17 protein-coding genes are annotated in these 16931 nt (G+C 63.2%); 9 read left to right on the forward strand and 8 right to left on the reverse strand.

Translation table 11 applies throughout. The annotated features are described in order from the left end of the window. Positions 1 to 17: 17 nt before the first annotated feature. The 6 genes from P9220_RS03925 to mgrA all read right to left on the reverse strand — a co-directional run bounded on the left by P9220_RS03925 (position 18) and on the right by mgrA (position 6341). Positions 18 to 494 carry a 2Fe-2S iron-sulfur cluster-binding protein gene (locus tag P9220_RS03925; protein WP_309763675.1) on the reverse strand — a complete coding sequence of 159 codons (477 nt, stop codon included), beginning with the start codon at positions 492 to 494 and terminating at the stop codon, positions 18 to 20. Between the two features lie 306 nt (positions 495 to 800). Next, complete coding sequence (locus P9220_RS03930; protein WP_309763676.1) at positions 801 to 2234, reverse strand: amino acid permease; 1434 nt, start codon at positions 2232 to 2234, stop codon at positions 801 to 803. 150 nt (positions 2235 to 2384) lie between these two features. Continuing rightward, positions 2385 to 3041 (reverse strand): response regulator transcription factor, encoded by a 657-nt coding sequence (locus P9220_RS03935; protein WP_309763677.1) that lies wholly within the window; start codon positions 3039 to 3041, stop codon positions 2385 to 2387. Positions 3042 to 3049: 8 nt separating this feature from the next. Beyond that, positions 3050 to 3886 carry a sensor histidine kinase gene (locus tag P9220_RS03940; RefSeq protein ID WP_309763678.1) on the reverse strand — a complete coding sequence of 279 codons (837 nt, stop codon included), beginning with the start codon at positions 3884 to 3886 and terminating at the stop codon, positions 3050 to 3052. 320 nt (positions 3887 to 4206) lie between these two features. Next, positions 4207 to 4977, reverse strand: coding sequence for a ferredoxin--NADP reductase (locus P9220_RS03945; RefSeq protein ID WP_309763679.1), 771 nt, complete (start codon positions 4975 to 4977; stop codon positions 4207 to 4209). Positions 4978 to 5297: 320 nt separating this feature from the next. Continuing rightward, the gene (mgrA, locus tag P9220_RS03950; protein ID WP_309763680.1) at positions 5298 to 6341 is read right to left on the reverse strand and encodes an L-glyceraldehyde 3-phosphate reductase; all 1044 of its coding nucleotides are present in this window, start codon (positions 6339 to 6341) and stop codon (positions 5298 to 5300) included. 200 nt (positions 6342 to 6541) lie between these two features. On the opposite strand from mgrA, the gene P9220_RS03955 reads away from it, so the two are divergent. Together P9220_RS03955 and P9220_RS03960 are read left to right on the forward strand one after the other, a co-directional pair. After that, positions 6542 to 7336, forward strand: coding sequence for a mechanosensitive ion channel domain-containing protein (locus P9220_RS03955; RefSeq protein WP_309763681.1), 795 nt, complete (start codon positions 6542 to 6544; stop codon positions 7334 to 7336). 64 nt (positions 7337 to 7400) lie between these two features. Further along, on the forward strand, positions 7401 to 7604 hold the full coding sequence (locus tag P9220_RS03960) for a DUF3185 family protein (RefSeq protein WP_309763682.1): 204 nt from the start codon (positions 7401 to 7403) through the stop codon (positions 7602 to 7604). Between the two features lie 10 nt (positions 7605 to 7614). On the opposite strand, the gene P9220_RS03965 is transcribed toward P9220_RS03960, so the two are convergent. Then, the gene (locus P9220_RS03965) at positions 7615 to 8391 is read right to left on the reverse strand and encodes a phytanoyl-CoA dioxygenase family protein (RefSeq protein WP_309763683.1); all 777 of its coding nucleotides are present in this window, start codon (positions 8389 to 8391) and stop codon (positions 7615 to 7617) included. Positions 8392 to 8717: 326 nt separating this feature from the next. Between P9220_RS03965 and P9220_RS03970 the strand changes: the two genes are divergently transcribed. After that, positions 8718 to 9068 carry a hypothetical protein gene (locus P9220_RS03970; protein ID WP_309763684.1) on the forward strand — a complete coding sequence of 117 codons (351 nt, stop codon included), beginning with the start codon at positions 8718 to 8720 and terminating at the stop codon, positions 9066 to 9068. A gap of 85 nt (positions 9069 to 9153) precedes the next feature. Here the strand turns inward: P9220_RS03970 and metK are convergent, their stop codons facing one another. Next, positions 9154 to 10341 carry a methionine adenosyltransferase gene (gene metK, locus P9220_RS03975; protein WP_309763685.1) on the reverse strand — a complete coding sequence of 396 codons (1188 nt, stop codon included), beginning with the start codon at positions 10339 to 10341 and terminating at the stop codon, positions 9154 to 9156. 269 nt (positions 10342 to 10610) lie between these two features. Between metK and P9220_RS03980 the strand changes: the two genes are divergently transcribed. The 6 genes from P9220_RS03980 (at position 10611) to P9220_RS04005 (ending at position 16545) form a co-directional block, all read left to right on the forward strand. Next, the gene (locus P9220_RS03980) at positions 10611 to 11495 is read left to right on the forward strand and encodes a lipid A biosynthesis lauroyl acyltransferase (protein WP_309763686.1); all 885 of its coding nucleotides are present in this window, start codon (positions 10611 to 10613) and stop codon (positions 11493 to 11495) included. Between the two features lie 62 nt (positions 11496 to 11557). Beyond that, positions 11558 to 12430 (forward strand): diaminopimelate epimerase, encoded by an 873-nt coding sequence (dapF, locus tag P9220_RS03985; protein WP_309763687.1) that lies wholly within the window; start codon positions 11558 to 11560, stop codon positions 12428 to 12430. Positions 12431 to 12463: 33 nt separating this feature from the next. Continuing rightward, on the forward strand, positions 12464 to 13180 hold the full coding sequence (locus tag P9220_RS03990; protein ID WP_309763688.1) for a DUF484 family protein: 717 nt from the start codon (positions 12464 to 12466) through the stop codon (positions 13178 to 13180). 7 nt (positions 13181 to 13187) lie between these two features. Beyond that, positions 13188 to 14129 carry a tyrosine recombinase XerC gene (xerC, locus tag P9220_RS03995; RefSeq protein WP_309763689.1) on the forward strand — a complete coding sequence of 314 codons (942 nt, stop codon included), beginning with the start codon at positions 13188 to 13190 and terminating at the stop codon, positions 14127 to 14129. A 34-nt stretch (positions 14130 to 14163) separates the two neighbouring features. Continuing rightward, on the forward strand, positions 14164 to 15363 hold the full coding sequence (locus P9220_RS04000) for a class I SAM-dependent rRNA methyltransferase (protein ID WP_309763690.1): 1200 nt from the start codon (positions 14164 to 14166) through the stop codon (positions 15361 to 15363). A gap of 108 nt (positions 15364 to 15471) precedes the next feature. Beyond that, positions 15472 to 16545, forward strand: a complete 1074-nt coding sequence (locus P9220_RS04005; RefSeq protein ID WP_309763692.1) for a GTP-binding protein — start codon at positions 15472 to 15474, stop codon at positions 16543 to 16545. The last annotated feature ends 386 nt before the right edge of the window (positions 16546 to 16931 follow it).

The raw sequence follows: 16931 nt of genomic DNA on the forward strand, positions 1-16931 counted from the left end.
TCAGGGAGGGCTTCGCGTCAGGGGCGCGCCTTCATGTTCTGTGCGCCTTCCAGCACCGCTTTCACGATGTTGTGATAGCCGGTGCAGCGGCACAGATTGCCGTCGAGTTGTTCGCGCACTTCGTCTTCGGAGAGTTCGGGCGATTCAGCCGCGAGCGCGCTTGCGGTCATCACCATGCCCGGCGTGCAGAAGCCGCACTGCAGGCCGTGGCATTCCCTGAACGCCGCCTGCATCGGGTGGAGCTGCCCGTCTTTCGACATGCCTTCGATGGTCGTCACTTCAAGACCATCGGCCTGTGCGGCGAGGATGTTGCACGACTTGATCGCGCGGCCGTCGAGATGCACGGTGCACGCGCCGCACTGCGCGGTGTCGCAGCCGACGTGCGTGCCGGTGAGCCTGAGGTGTTCGCGGAGAAACTGGACGAGCAGAAGATGCGGTTCGACGTTCGCGGTCACCGGTTTCCCGTTGACCGTCAGACTGATGCTGAGCGGCATTACTGTCTCCTTATTGGCCGGAGTCGACGCTCCTTTGCGCCTTTCCGGTCCCATGCACGATATTGCCGGGGATGGACCCGCCTCACGCCGCTCGCGCCATGCACCTCATCACGTCCTGAACCTGGCTTGGGCTAAGCGTCCAGCTGGGAATTCGTGTTGTGTGTCACGGCGAGTAAAGCACAAAACGACGGGCGTCGCTATTAGGCGCACGCCCGTGCAATCGCCGGTTCGATCGCTTTTCCGGTGCCCTTAAATGCAAAACGCCGCCCCGTGGGGCGGCGTTGTGTGCATCGAAAGTCGGCTGTTTCAGCGCGTCACGGTTTCGCGATTCGCGCCCGGGGCGCGCTCGCCCGTGCGGCCCAGCGCCGAACGATGGCGCGAGTAGACGAAGTAGATCACGAGGCCGATCAGCAGCCACACGACGAATGCGATCCACGTCGCCGCCGCCAGATTGAGCATCAGGAACAGGCACGACGCCACCGCGAGAATCGGCACCACGGGCACGCCGGGGCAGCGGAACGCGCGCGGCAGGTCCGGATGCGTGCGGCGCAGGATCAGCACGGCGATGGAGACCATCGAGAACGCGGCGAGCGTGCCGATATTGATCAGCTCGGCCAGCACGTTGAGCGGCACCAGCGCGCCGATCAGCCCGAAGAAGATGCCGACGAGCCACGTCGTGAAGAACGGCGTCGCGTAACGCGGATGCACGCTCGACAACTTCGCGGGCAGGAGACCGTCGCGCGACATCGCGTAGATGATGCGGGTCTGACCGTAGCTCATGACGAGAATCACGGTGAGCATGCCGAGCACCGCGCCGAGATCGATGAAGCCCGCGACCCAGTTCTGTCCGGCCACTTGCAGCGCATACGACACCGGATGCGAGATGCTCGCGAACTGCGCCGCCGGCACGATGCCGGTCACGACCGCCGCCACCGCCACGTAGAGCACCGCGCAGACAGCCAGCGACGAGATGATGCCGATGGGCAGGTCGCGCTTCGGGTTCTTCACTTCCTCAGCCGCCGACGACACGGAATCGAAGCCGATGAACGCGAAGAACATCACCGCCGCCGCGCCGAAGACGCCCGACCAGCCGTTCGGCATGAACGGGTGCCAGTTCGCCGGCGTGACGTGGAACACGCCGACTGCGATCACCAGCAGCACGACCGTCACCTTGATCGCGACCATGATGTTGTTGATGCGCGTCGATTCCTTCACGCCGATCGACAGCAGCCACGTGATGACCATCATCACGAGAAACGCGGGCAGATTGAACAACGTGACGTGACCCGGCAGCGCGCCCGGCGCGGCGGTCAGCGCGGTCGGCAGGCCGATGCCGAAGCCGGACAGCAGCGACTGCAGATAGCCCGACCATCCGACGGAAACCGCGGACGTCGCGAGGCCGTATTCGAGCATCAGGTCCCAGCCGATGATCCAGGCGGCGAGCTCGCCGAGCGTCGCGTACGAATAGGTGTAGATGGAACCGGCGACGGGGATCGTCGATGAAAATTCGGCGTACGCGAGAGCGGCGAAGCAGCAGGCGATCGCCGCGACGATGAACGACACCATCAGCGCCGGGCCGGCCTGAACCGCGCCCGTGCCCGTCAGCACGAAAATGCCCGTGCCGATGATCGCGCCGATGCCGAGGAAGGTCAGGTCCAGCGCACCGAGCGTTTTCTTGAGAGAGGTGCTGTGCGCGCCGGCCAGCATGTGCTCGATGTTTTTCTTACGGAACAACGACATTGCAGTAAGTCTCCTTGCGGCGCTCGCGTGCGCCTTCCTTCGGGAAAACCCGATATTTTAGCGGAGTCAAGGAGAATGCCCACGTTTGGGGCGACGCGCGCCTTTTCGACGCAACTTTTCACGGTTCTATCTTGTTTGAGATAAATCCGCTCATGCAGCGATGGCCGGATTCATATCGACGAGCCGGTTGCTCATCACGTAGTAGGTGAGTTCGGCGTTGTTCGCGAGCTTCATCTTGTCGAGCAGACGGGCGCGATACGCGCTGACCGTTTTAACCGACAGCGAAAGCGCGTGCGCGATGTCCGTCAGCCGTTTGCCCGATGCAAGCATGCAGAGCGTCTGGAATTCCCGATCGGAGAGCGTTTCGTGCGGCTGACGCTCGGTATCGAGCGAAACATATGTGGCGAGCGCCTCCGCCATCTCCGCGCTGATGTATTTGCGGCCGGCGGCAACTTGCTGAATCGCGCGGATCATCAGCGCGGGATCGGCGGTTTTCGAGAGATAACCCGAAGCGCCGGCCTTCAGCGCGCGCACGGCGTACTGGTCCTCGCGATACATCGAGAACATGAGAACCGGCACGGCCTGTTTCAGGCGCTTGAGGCGTTTGAGGACGTCGAGTCCGTTGATGTCCGGCAGCGAAACGTCAAGCAGGACGATGTCGCAAGCGTCGCGCGCCGAGAGTGCTAACGCGTCCGCGCCGGTCGCCGCTTCGCGCACCTCCGATGCGATGCCGCGCTCCAGCAGCAATTGCGCGACGCCACGGCGCACGATCGCGTGGTCGTCGGCGAGCAGGACTTTGAGCGTCATCAACTTGCTCAGCCGTTGACGGCGCGCGATACCGAGCGCGGCATGACAGTTCGCGGCAGGCGCGCCCGCACGGACGTGCCGCCCGCTTTCGATGACGCAATCTGCAACGTGCCGCCGAGCGCTTCGCAACGCTCGCGCATGCCTGTCAGGCCGAAGCGTCCGGTCTTACGGCGCGCGGCCGGCGAGATGCCGATGCCATCGTCCTCGACAAGGAGCGTTAGTGCGTGTTCGTCGACGGTGATGGTGACGCTGGCGTGCGTTGCCTGCGCGTGACGAGCGACGTTCGCGAGCGCTTCCTGCGCGATGCGATAGAGCGTGAGCGCGACGGCGTCCGGCACGGCAGTTTCAACCGAATAAGATAAATCGATTCGAAGCGACGATACCGTTCGGAGCGTGTCGATCGATCGACTAAGCGAAGCGGCGAGCCCGTCCTCGAGCTCCGGCTCATGCAACCGTTCGACCACGCGATGGTTAGCTTTCGCAGCTTCCGCCAGACATTCGCGCGCCTGGCGAAGCGCTTCGGCGCAGACGGCGGGTGCATCGGCCGGGAGGAAGTATTCCGCGCGGGAAATCGCCAGATTCGCGGCGGTGAGGATCGCGCCGGTTTCGTCGTGCAGATCGCGGGCGATGCTTCGGCGGGCGCGCTCGTCGGCGCTGGCGAGCCGCGCGCCCAGTTCGCGGACGCGATCACTGAGCCGCTGCAACTCACGGTCGTTGCGCAACGAGGCTTCGAACAACGAAGAAAACGGCGAGGACAACGCCTCCGCCGCCGACGGCGAAGCCGCGCGCATGGCAGCGCGGGACGTGGGGCGCTCATCGTGCGCCGACGTAGCCAACCTGTTCATTGTTCCTCGCTTTGAGCGCAAGTGAAGCTACGTCCTCGGTAAGCGCACGAGCCGGCGTAACCAAATTTACACTCTGTAACATCGACGGCGGACGAAGCAACGCATTTGCATCGCTCAACGGGATTGCATCATATCTCAAAATTATGATGAATCCCATGTGCGACAAGGTTTGCGGCGATGGACTTCATGCCGTTTGGCAGCATCGGTGCATGCTGTCAGTAGGGAGACGTCCTACGCGAGTTGTAACAGGCCACCGATAGGGCAAAAAAAAACCGGAGCGCGAAGGCCCCGGTTTTTCCATTTCCACGACGCCGCCGCAATCAGCCGACGAACGCTTTCTCAACAACGTAGTGGCCCGGATGGTTGTTGCTGCCTTCCTGGAAGCCCATTGAGTCGAGCAACTGGCGGGTGTCGCGCAGCATGTGCGGGCTGCCGCAAAGCATCACGCGGTCGTTTTCGATCGAAAACGGCTCCACGCCGATATCCGAGAACAGCTTCTTCGTCTCGATCAGATCGGTAATGCGACCGCGGTTCGCGAACTCCTCGCGGGTCACCGTCGGGTAATACACGAGCTTCTCCGACACGATTTCACCGATATGCTCATGCGCCGGCAAATGCTCGGTGATGAAATCCTTGTACGCGAGTTCATCGACGAAACGGCAGGTGTGCGTCAGCACGATCTTGTCGAAACGGTCGTAAACCTCCGGGTCCTTGATGATCGACATGAACGGCGCGAGGCCTGTGCCGGTCGACAGCAGCCACAGCGTCTTGCCGGGCAGCAGGTTATCCGCGACGAGCGTGCCCGTCGGCTTCTTGCCGATCAACACGGAGTCGCCCACCTTCAAATGCTGAAGGCGCGAGGTCAGCGGGCCGTCCGGCACCTTGATGCTCAAGAATTCGAGATGCTCTTCGTAGTTCGCGCTCGCGAGGCTGTACGCGCGCAGCAGCGGCTTGCCGTCGACTTCGAGGCCCACCATCGTGAACTGGCCGTTCTCAAAGCGGAACGAGGCGTCGCGGGTGCAGGTGAAACTGAAAAGCGTGTCGGTCCAGTGGTGGACGCTCAGAACGGTTTGAGAGTTAAGGTTGCTCATGGCTTCTTGGACTAGGCGAAAACGGTGACGCTCACGGGCTGGACGTCAGAAGGGCGCTACGCTCGACGCTGCGCGAAAGGACGGATCGAATGGCTCGACGTCCGCGATTCCATGCTCTCTGCCTTCAACGGCGGCGCATGTGCCGGGGCGCAATCGGCTATTTTAACCCGATAGCCGATGCGCGTCCCGAGGCCGCTCGATGCACCGAGCGCGGCCCTTCATTGCCGACCGGCAACAGATAGCCGCGATCACGCATGATAACAACCGACGCCGGGCCTAGCCGGAATCCCCCTTCCGGCAAAAGGCGGCGGCGTCGCCGTTCAGATGCGCTGATCCGTCGACGGCTTTTCCCACAGGTTGATGCCGCCTTCCTGCGCGTACTGGTCGATTTCCGCGAGTTCTTCCTGGCTGAAGTCGAGATTCTTCAACGCGCCGACGTTTTCGACGACCTGCTCCGCGCGGCTCGCGCCGATCAGCACGGAGGTCACGCGTCCGCCGCGCAGCGCCCATGCGAGCGCCATCTGCGCGAGACTCTGACCGCGCCGCTCGGCCAGTTCGTTCAGCTTGCGCACGTGCGCGAGGTTATCGTCGCTCAAATGCTCCTGCTTCAGCGACCCGCCGCCCGGCTTGTTGACGCGCGCATCCTGCGGTACGCCGTTCAGATACTTGCTCGTCAGCAGGCCCTGCGCGAGCGGCGTGAACGCGATGCTGCCCGCGCCGACATCGTCGAGCGTGTCGAGCAGTTCCTCCTCGATCCAGCGATTCAGCATGTTGTACGACGGCTGATGGATCAGGAGCGGCACCTTGTGCTCGGCCAGCAGCTTCGCCATTTCACGCGTCTTCGCGGCCGAATACGACGAAATGCCGACATACAGCGCCTTGCCCGAATGCACGGCCGTCGCCAATGCGCCCGCGGTTTCCTCGAGCGGCGTGTCGGCATCGAAACGATGCGAATAGAAAATATCGACGTAATCGAGGCCCATGCGCTTCAGGCTTTGGTCGAGGCTCGCGAGCACGTACTTGCGCGATCCGCCGCCCTGGCCGTACGGACCGGGCCACATGTCCCAGCCCGCTTTCGACGAAATCAGCAATTCGTCGCGATACGGCCGGAAGTCGTCCTTGAACAGCCGGCCGAAGTTCGTCTCCGCGCTGCCGTACGGCGGGCCGTAGTTGTTCGCCAGATCGAAATGCGTAATGCCGAGATCGAACGCGGCGCGCAGAATTTCGCGCTGCGCCGAGAGCGGCGTCGTGTCACCGAAGTTGTGCCAGAGACCGAGCGACAACGCCGGGAGTTTGAGCCCGCTCTTGCCGCACGTGCGGTATTGCATCTGCGTGTAGCGCTCGGAGGCTGCTTCGTAAGCCATGACGGATTTCCTTTGCGGGTTGCGGAATTGAACTAACTTCGACAAGCGTGAACGGCCGATGCCCGGTTTCCCTGCGATACGCTCGCAAGTCCGGTCAGAGCCGTCAATGGTAAGCGAATCGGCGCGGGCGCGAGTGGGGCGCTTCGGCCGCCTTGCGCCGCCTGAGGACGAACGATCATCCGAACAAAAGGAGAGCACTCGTGGATTCAATCGATAAACTGCGTCCCGCCTACGACTTCATGCTCACGCTCGGGCTCACTTACGGCGTGAACATTCTGATGGCGATTCTGATCGTCGCGGTCGGCTGGTGGATTTCGAATATCGTCTCGAACGCGCTGCGGCGCACGCTGTCCCGCACGAATGTCGATGCCACGCTCACGCCCGTGCTCGCGAGCCTCGCGATGTGGTCGATCCGCGTGGTCGCGATCGTCGCCGCGCTCGGGAAGTTCGGCATCGCGGCGGCGAGCATCCTGACTGTGCTCGGCGCGGCGGGACTCGCCATCGGCCTCGCGCTCCAGGGCACGCTGCAGAACATCGCGGCGGGGCTGATGCTCCTGCTGCTGCGGCCGTTTCGCGTCGGCGATTACATCGAGGGCATCGGCGTGACGGCGGGAACGGTCAACGAAATCGGCCTCTTCACGACGCGTCTCACGAAGGCCGACGGCATCGTCATGTATGTGCCGAACAGCATCATCTGGGCGAACCCGGTGACCAACTACAGTGCGAACGAGCGCCGCCGCGTGGTGCTCAACTTCCTCGTGCAACACGGGCAAAACGTCGAGCAAGTGCTGGCCGAACTGCGCCGAATGGTGGCGCAGGACGCGCGGATCGTTCAGGACGGCGCGTCCGCGCCGTGGATCGCCGTCACCGATTACACCGATACGGGCGTCAAGTTCAATGTCGGCGTCTGGACCAGCGCGGCGGATCATCCGGGCGTGCAGGCCGACTTGCTGCGTCAGATTCAACCGCTCACGCGTGTGCCGGTTGCCGCGTGACTGGACGCGCCCGGGCGCGCCTTGTAAGCTGGCGCGCCCCATCCCGAAAAGAGCGAGGACACGTATGACCCGGGCGATTTCCGTTGCATTGCTTGTCGGCGGCGTCGTGCTGCTTTACTTCGGCGGCCAGTCGTTTCATTCGCTGAGCAACGACGTATCGCGATTCTTCACCGGCTCGCCCACGAACAAGACGATCTGGCTGATCGCGGGCGGCATCGTCGCGTCGCTTGCGGGTCTGATCGGCCTTTCGCTGCCGTCGAAGCGCTGAGCGCGCTGCGTCAGATCAGCGCGACTTCCGGCTTCGACGCCGATCGCGTGCCCGGCAGCGGCGCATTGCTCGCGCCGCGATACGTGTACACGAGCGAGAACTTAACGTGCTCGGTCAGGTTCTTGCCCGCCGAATGCAGCGTATTGCAGTGAAAGAACACGACATCGCCCTTCTTCAGCGCGGGTGAGAACGCCGTGCGGATCAGGGCGGCGTTCTCCGGCACGTCCGCGCGAAAGAACTTCGCCCCGTCGAAACGATCCGACGTGAACGCCAGCCGATGCGACCTCGGCACGAACCACAGCGCGCCGTTATCGACGGTTTCGTCGCCGAGCGCCACCCACGCGGAAACCAGGTCGTCGCGCTCGAAAGCCCAGTAGCGCACATCGCGATGCCAGCCCGTCAGGCTGCCGTACGCCGGATGCTTCGTCATCACGCAGTTGTGATGCGCGCGCGACAGATACGGCGTCTCGCCGAAATATAGCTCCATCCAGCCGCGCACTTCCGGCGACATCGCGAAGTCCGCGAAGAGAGGATGGCGTGCGTAGGCGTCGAGCAGGCGTCGCACGGTTTGTCCGCCCGGCGCGTGCCTCGATTGCGGCGCGCCGGGATATTGCAGGTCGGCTTCGTATTCGACCGGTGCGGCGGCCTCGGCCAGTTGCCGCTGCGCGACTTCGCGCATCGCGTCGCAACGCGCTTCGGGCACGAGCCCGTTCACGATGACGAAGCCCGTCTCGCGCAACTCCTGCACTTGCTCTTTCTTCGATTTCAGCGACGTTTGTTCAGACATGTTCGTTGAGCCTCGGCGCGGCCTACGCATCGCCTCATGCGACCCGCGCGATACCCGAAATTGGGGCGAATACGGTCATTGTAAGTCGGACGCGGCGCAAGAGCCCGCCCGCTGGGCTTTCGAATCTGCGTATTAAGCGCCGGCTTTAATAATCGACAGGGAAAACGCGGACTTAACGCAGTAATAAAGTCCTTGTACATTGACTGCATCGATTCGGTGCAACTTCATATCCGAGCTTGAATCGAAGCCTTGAACGTTACTTTCGAGACAACTTGCCGTCGAGTCTGCGACCGATTTTCGATCGCGCAAACGGACCTCATGCCGACATGACCCAACGTATTGCTACTGGCCTTCGACGCGTCGCATCGAGCGCCGCGCGGCCCGCCCGGCGCGGCGTGATCCGCGCATTGCGCCATCATTCGGCGCGCACGCAGGCGCTCGCGGAGCAGATCAGGAATGTGCATCCCGTCGATGGCATTCGCTCCTGGTTTCGCGGATTCTTCTTCAATATTCGCGTGCGCGCGGCTTCGCGCAGCGTTTCGCTGAAGACGCTGCTGCGGCGTCCCATGCAATTGCGCGCGCCGACGCCCAAGCCGAAGAGCGCCACGCTGACGAGCCGGCGGCCGCGTCGCGTGTCGCCGAGCAGCGCTGGATGGTACGACTTCGCGGTGCGCTGAAGCCGTACGCCTCAGAATCACCGGCCACAAAAAAACCGGCAGGCGCGAAGCCTGCCGGTTTTTTTATCTCAGCCCCACGCCGACTTTACGCCACGCGCGCGACCGGTTCGGTGCCTGCCGCTTCGGCCAGCACGAGCGCCTTGTCCGTGGCTTCCCACGAGAATTCCGGCTCTTCGCGGCCGAAGTGGCCATACGCGGCCGACTTTTCGTAGATCGGGCGCAGCAAGTCGAGCATCTGGATGATGCCCTTGGGACGCAGATCGAAGTGCTCGAGCACGAGCTTCGTGATTTCCGCATCCGACACGCGGCCCGTGCCGAACGTGTTGACCATGACGGAAGTCGGGCGCGCGACGCCGATGGCGTACGACACCTGAATCAACGCACGCGAAGCCAGCCCCGCTGCGACGATGTTCTTCGCGACGTAACGGCCCGCGTAAGCCGCCGAGCGGTCCACCTTCGACGGATCTTTGCCCGAGAACGCGCCGCCGCCGTGCGGAGCCGCGCCGCCGTAGGTATCGACGATGATCTTGCGGCCCGTCAGGCCGCAATCGCCTTGCGGACCGCCGATCACGAACCGGCCCGTCGGGTTCACCAGGAACTTGATGTCGCCCTTGATGAGTTCTTTCGGCAGCGTCGGCTTGATGACTTCTTCGATCACCGCTTCGCGCAATTGCGGAAGGTCGATGTCCGGCGAGTGCTGCGTGGACAGCACGACGGTATCGATGGAGTGCGCCTTGCCGTCGACATAACGCACGGTGACTTGCGACTTCGCATCCGGACGCAGCCAGGGCAAACGGCCATCGCGGCGCAGGTTCGCCTGACGCTCGACCAGACGGTGCGACAGGTGAATGGGCAGCGGCATGAGTTCGGGCGTTTCGTCGCACGCGTAGCCGAACATCAGGCCCTGGTCGCCGGCGCCCTGGTCCAGGTTGTCGTCGTGAGCCTTGTTCACGCCTTGCGCGATGTCCGGCGATTGCTTGTCGTACGCGACGAGCACCGCGCAGCCGCGATAGTCGATGCCGTAATCGGTGTTGTCGTAACCGATGCGCTTGATGGTGTCGCGCGCGATCTGGATGTAATCGACGTTGGCGTTGGTCGTGATTTCGCCCGCGAGGACGACGAGACCGGTATTGCAGAGCGTTTCCGCCGCGACGCGCGAGTATTTGTCCTGCGACAAAATGGCGTCGAGGATGGCGTCGGAGATTTGGTCGGCGACCTTGTCCGGGTGGCCTTCGGAAACGGATTCGGAAGTAAAGAGGTAATCGTTTGACACGCTTCAGACTCCAATTGAGTACGGTTGAGATTCACGTAGCCGACTTCGTTTGGAGTCTGAAGCGGCGACGCTTTAGCGGATGTCCTTTCTCCGGCTTCTACCCGATGATCAGGCTTCAGCCGGCTTCGCCCCGCAAGTTGTCCATTAACTCGGCGAAGGTCTTATTATACCGGTTTCCCGTGTTTTTACAGAGCCGAACGCTTGTTGTCATTCGTCCCGCGTCAATATTTCGCTCCTCGCCACGGCCCGTCAGTTCGCTGGGGCACGTCATGCTAGGGCGCATCGGTGTATCGCTCGCCATTGGCTTTCTCAAGTTTCTGGCCGTCATTCCTTATGGCGTCACCGCCCGTTTCGGCGATGGCCTCGGCTGGCTGCTTTATCAGATTCCGAGCCGCCGCAAGCGCATCGTGCATACGAATCTGAAACTTTGCTTCCCCGACTGGACGCCGGAGCGCCGCGAAGAAGTCGCGCAGATGCATTTTCGGCACGCGATCCGCAGCTATGTGGAGCGCAGCGTGCAATGGTTCGGCTCCGCGAAGAAGCTCGAAAAGCTCATCGAAGTCGATAGCGCCGTCGACCTGACCGATCCCGATCTTCCGCCGACGCTCTTCCTCGGCCTGCACTTCGTCGGCATCGAAGCGGGATCGATCTTCCTCAATTACTCGCTGCACCGGCAGTGCGGATCGCTTTATCAGCCGTTTTCTAATCCGCAGATCGAAGCCGTGGCGAAAGCGCAGCGAGCGCGCTTTGGCGCGGACATGGCGAGCCGCGCGGACAGCGCGCGCATCGTGCTGCGCTGGCTGCGCGACCGCAAGCCGGTGATGCTCGGCGCGGACATGGATTACGGCATGCGCAATTCGACGTTCGTGCCGTTTTTCGGCATTCCGACGTGTACGCTGACGGCGGTCGGCCGGCTCGCGAAGACGGGGAAGGCGCAAGTCGTGCCGTTCATCGGCGAGGTGTTGCCGGACTACAAGGGCTATCGGCTGAAGATATTCGAGCCGTGGGAGAACTACCCGACCGGCGACGACGATGCCGACGCGCGCCGCATGAACGAATTCCTCGAACAGCAGATTCCGCGCATTCCGGAGCAGTATTACTGGGTCCACAAGCGTTTCAAGACGCGGCCGCCCGGCGAACCCGGCTTTTATTGAGCGTTGATCGAGCGTTGAAGCGGCGCCGAACGGCGCTGCATGGCTCACATACAATAGCGGCCATGAAACTCAAGTTCACCAAGATGCAGGGCGCGGGCAACGACTTCGTCGTCCTCGACGGCTACTCGCAGGCGCTCGATCTCAGCGCCGCAGACGTGCGCGCTCTGGCGGACCGTCACTTCGGCGTGGGCGCGGATCAATTGCTGCTCGTCGAAAAGCCGACTGTTGACGGCGTCGATTTCAAGTACCGCATCTTCAATTGCGATGGCGGCGAAGTCGAGCATTGCGGCAACGGCGCGCGCTGCTTCGTGAAGTTCGTGCGCGATCGCGGGCTCACGGATGCATCGACCATCCGCGTGCAGGTGCAGAAAGGCATCATCACGCTGACGATGCAGGATGACGGCGAAGTGGTGGTCGATATGAGCACGCCCGTCTTCGATCCGCCCGACGTGCCGTTCGACGCGCACGGTCTCGAAGGCCGCCGCGAAGGCAACGACACGCTCTGGCCGCTCGACGTGGCCGGCGAAACGCGCTGGATTTCCGTCGTGTCGATGGGCAATCCGCACGCGGTGCAAGTCGTCGACGACATCGAAGCGTATTCCGTGCTGACCGAAGGGCCGCTCGTCGAACGTCACGCGCGCTTTCCGAAGCGCGTCAACGCGGGCTTCATGCAGATCGTCGATCGCCATTCGGTCAGGCTGCGCGTCTACGAGCGCGGCGCGGGCGAAACGCTCGCGTGCGGCACCGGCGCGTGCGCGGCGGTGGCGGCGGGCATCCGTCGCGGCCTGGTGGATTCGCCGGTGCGCGTCGCCACGCACGGCGGCACGCTGACGATTCGCTGGGACGGCGCGCGCGACGAATCCGCTGCGCTCTTCATGGCCGGCCCCGCGGCCACGGTGTTCGAGGGCGAGATCGAGCTTCCCGGCATCGGCTGAGCCGGACCACGCATTTATTTGTATCAGGCAAACATGAATCCACGCGAAGTCGCCGACTATCTGCTCGCCAACCCCGATTTCTTCGTCGAGCACGCTGAACTGCTCGGCACCATCCGGCTGTCGAATCCGCATGGCAAGGCCGCCGTGTCGCTGCAGGAACGGCAGATGGAAATGCTGCGCGACAAGAACAAGCAGCTCGAGAGGCGTCTCGCCGAACTGCTGCGCTACGGCCACGAAAACGACAGCATCTCCACGAAGTTCAACCGCTGGACCACGCGCGTGATCGGCCAGCGCGATCCGTACGCGTTGCCCGCCACCATCAGCCGCGGCCTGTGCGAAGTCTTCGACGTGCCGCACGCCGCGCTGCGTATATGGGATGTCGATGAAGCGTATCGGCAGGCCGACTTCGCGCGTCATGTCGGCGAGGAAGTACGCATCTTCGCGCACAGTCTCGATGCGCCTTACTGCGGCGCGAACAGTGGTTTTGCGGCGGCGCAGTGGCTCGGCGCGGCGAACTCGGCATCCGCGACGAGCGGCGCAGCGGGCGGCGCATCCGCCGACCGCGGCATTCAATCGGTTGCGCTGCTCGCGCTGCGCGATCCGCAAGCCGGCCCCGATGCACCCGCGTTCGGCCTGCTCGTGATGGGATCGCCCGATGCGCGCCGTTTCCACGACGGCATGGCCACGGATTTCCTCACGCAGATCGGCGTGCTGGCGAGCGCGGCGCTGAGCCGTCTGCTGCCCAACTGAGCCGCCCATGACCGACGCCGCCGACAACGCCTCAAGCGATCCGGTCGCCGCCTATCTGGCGATGCTCGAACACGAGCGGCGTCTCTCCGAACACACGCTGCGCGGCTACACCTACGAGCTCGGCGAACTGCGCGCGCTCGCGAAAGGCCGCGCGCTCGAAACGCTGACGGCGGCGGACATGCGCGGCGCGGTCGTGCGCGCGCACGCGGCGGGCCTCTCGTCGCGATCGATTGCGCATCGGCTGTCGGCGTGGCGGGCGTTCTATCGATGGCTCGCGGAGCGCGTCCCGATGCCGGCGAATCCGGTCGCGACCGTGCGTGCGCCGAAACGCGAGAAGACGCTGCCGAAGGCGCTTTCCGTCGATGACGCGATGACGCTGATGGACGCGCCGCAAGCCGGCACGCCGGAATCGCTGCGCGATCACGCAATCCTCGAACTGTTCTACTCGTCCGGGCTGCGGCTCGCGGAACTCGTCGGACTCGATGTCCGGTTCGTCGAAAAAGACGGCTACCGGTCGGCGGGCTGGCTCGATCTCGCGCACGAGGAAGTGACCGTGCTCGGCAAGGGCGGCCGCCGGCGTTCGGTGCCGGTCGGCCGCAAGGCGATCGACGCACTGCGCGCATGGATCGAAGTCCGCGATCCGTTCGTCAAACTCGATCCGTATCCGCTGTTTCTTTCGGTGCGCGGCAATCGCATGTCGCCGGGCGTCGTGCGCGAACGCGTCAAGCGCATCGCGCTGATGGCCGGCATTCCGACGAACGTCCATCCGCACGTGCTGCGCCATTCGTTCGCCACGCACGTGCTGCAGTCGAGCGGCGACCTGCGCGCGGTGCAGGAACTCCTCGGCCATGCGAGCATCACCGCGACGCAGGTTTATACGTCGCTCGATTTCCAGCATCTCGCCCGCGTCTACGACTCGGCGCATCCGCGCGCGAAGAAGCGCGACTAACTTCGGGCGCGCCTCGCGCGCTTTCCTCTACGCAATGAATACCATCACGCTCAAACCGGCGAAGGACAAGTCGCTCGTTCGCCGCCATCCGTGGATTTACGCGAACGCCATCGCGCGCATCGACGGCAATCCCGCGCCCGGCGCGACCGTCACCGTGCGCGCCGCCGATGGCCGCTTTCTCGCGCGGGCATCGTACAGTCCGCATTCGCAGATTCGCGCCCGCGTCTGGACATTCGACGAAGCCGAGCCCGTCGACCACGCCTTCTTCAAGCGACGCGTGCAGCGCGCGGTCGCGCACCGGCAGGCGATGGTCCGCGATACCGGCGCGACACGCCTCGTCTTCGGCGAAGCGGACGGCCTGCCGGGCTTGATCGTCGATTACTACGTCGCCGATCACGACGCGCACTCGCAACTCGTCTGCCAGTTCATGGCGACGGGCGTCGAAGCGTGGAAAGAGGCGATCGTGCAGGCGCTCGTCGCCGCGACCGGTTGCCCGAATGTCTACGAACGCTCGGATGTCTCGATCCGCCAGAAAGAGGGCCTCGAGCAGATCACCGGCGTGCTCGCCGGCCAGCCGCCCGCCGAGACGCTCATCACGAACGAATGCGGCGTGCGCTATCACGTCGACGTGCGCAACGGCCACAAGACGGGCTTCTACGTCGATCAGCGCGATAACCGCGTGCTCGTGCAGCAAAACGCGCAGGGTCGCGAAGTGCTCAACTGCTTCTGTTACACCGGCGGATTCTCGCTGGCAGCGTTGAAGGGCGGAGCGACGCGCGTCGTATCCGTCGATTCATCGGGCGAAGCGCTCGCTCTCGCGCGCGAGAACGTGACGGCCAACGGCTTCGACGCGCAAAAGGCCGAGTGGCTCGACGCGGACGCGTTCAAGACGCTGCGCCGTCTCTACGACGAAGGCCAGCGCTTCGACCTGATCGTGCTCGATCCGCCGAAGTTCGCTCCGTCGCGCGAAACCGTCGATCGCGCCGCGCGCGCTTACAAGGACATCAACCTGAGCGGTTTCAAGCTGCTGCGTCCGGGCGGCCTGCTCTTCACGTATTCGTGCTCCGGCGCGATCGATTCCGAACTGTTCCAGAAGATCGTCGCGGGCGCGGCGGCGGATGCCCGCGTCGATGCGCGCATCCTGAAGCGGCTCGGCGCGGGCGTCGATCATCCGCTGCTGACGGCGTTTCCCGAAGGCGAGTACCTGAAAGGGCTGCTGTCGCAAATTGCGTGAACGGCCGCATTTGAGCGCGATTGGCAGGCGAAGCATCGGCTCGATGAATATGTTCCAATAAGCGATTCGACGCGATTCCCGAACACTGACAAGGAAACAGGCGACACCATGATTCCCGTAACCATCCTGACCGGCTTTCTCGGCAGCGGAAAGACGACGCTGCTGAAGCGCATCCTGAACGAGAAGCACGGCATGAAGATCGCCGTGATCGAGAACGAGTTCGGCGAAGAGAACATCGACAACGAGATCCTCGTGCAGGACACGAACGAGCAGATCATCCAGATGAGCAACGGCTGCATCTGCTGCACGATCCGCGGCGATCTGGCGCGCGCCCTCGAAGACCTGGCGAACCGCAAGAAGGCAGGCACGCTCGATTTCGATCGCGTGGTGATCGAAACCACCGGTCTGGCGAATCCGGGCCCGGTCGCGCAGACGTTCTTCATGGACAACACCGTCGCGGACGAATTCCTGCTCGACGCCATCATCACGCTCGTCGATGCGAAGCACGCGAACACGCAACTCGATCAGCAGGAAGTGGTGCAGCGCCAGGTCGGTTTCGCGGATCGCCTGTTCGTCACGAAATCCGATCTCGTCGATGCAGAGGCGCTCGAAGCGCTGAAGCATCGCCTGCTGCATATGAACCCGCGCGCCGCGATCAAGGTCGTCAATTTCGGCGAAGCGGACATCAAGGAAATTTTCGACCTGCGCGGCTTCAATCTGAATTCGAAGCTGGAGATCGATCCGGACTTCCTCGCGGAAGACGATCACGACCATGCGCATGACCACGCACATGAGCATGACCACGACCATTCGACGTGCGGTCACGACCACAGTCACGATCACGATCATCATCACCACAACCATCATCACGCGCATCACGACGACAAGATCAAGTCGTTCGTGTATCGCAGCGACAAGCCGTTCGATCCGAACCGTCTCGAAGACTTTCTCGGCGGCATTCTGCAGATCTACGGCGAGCGGCTTCTGCGCTACAAGGGCGTGCTTTATATGAAGGGCGTGGATCGCAAGGTCGTGTTCCAGGGCGTGCATCAGATGATGGGCAGCGACCTCGCGGGCAAGTGGCTGCCGGTCGAGAAGAAGAACAGCAAGATGGTGTTCATCGGTATCGAGCTGCCGAAAGACCTCATCACGGACGGCCTCGACGCCTGTCTCGTGAAGTAATCCGCAATGCCGATGCGTCCGGCACGCATCTGGCTTGCACGTGCGATAGCGCTTCGCGGCGCTGCGCACGAAACGACAAAACGCCGCCGCGAGGCTCGCAGGCGGCGTTTTTCGTGGTGCTTTTCGCTCCCCATATGTAATCAGCCCCACGAACGGACATCGCTTTTTGCACGTTCAGGCGTTATATTTTTGAGATTCCGACAGTTTTTGACAGGGTTTTCCGTAGGTTCAGTCGGAAATTGCGGTTCAGTTACAATACAGCCCCACTGGAGAAGGGCAGACCCGTTCGGCGCGCGTCCGTGAGCGCTTGACCGTCGGGTGTGAGAAGAAGGGATGTCCCGAGGGACGATGTCTCGACTGGCCGGGGAGGGCCGGTCGGGCGGAGC

This window comes from Caballeronia sp. LZ016 (genome assembly GCF_031450805.1).
Lineage (GTDB): Bacteria > Pseudomonadota > Gammaproteobacteria > Burkholderiales > Burkholderiaceae > Caballeronia.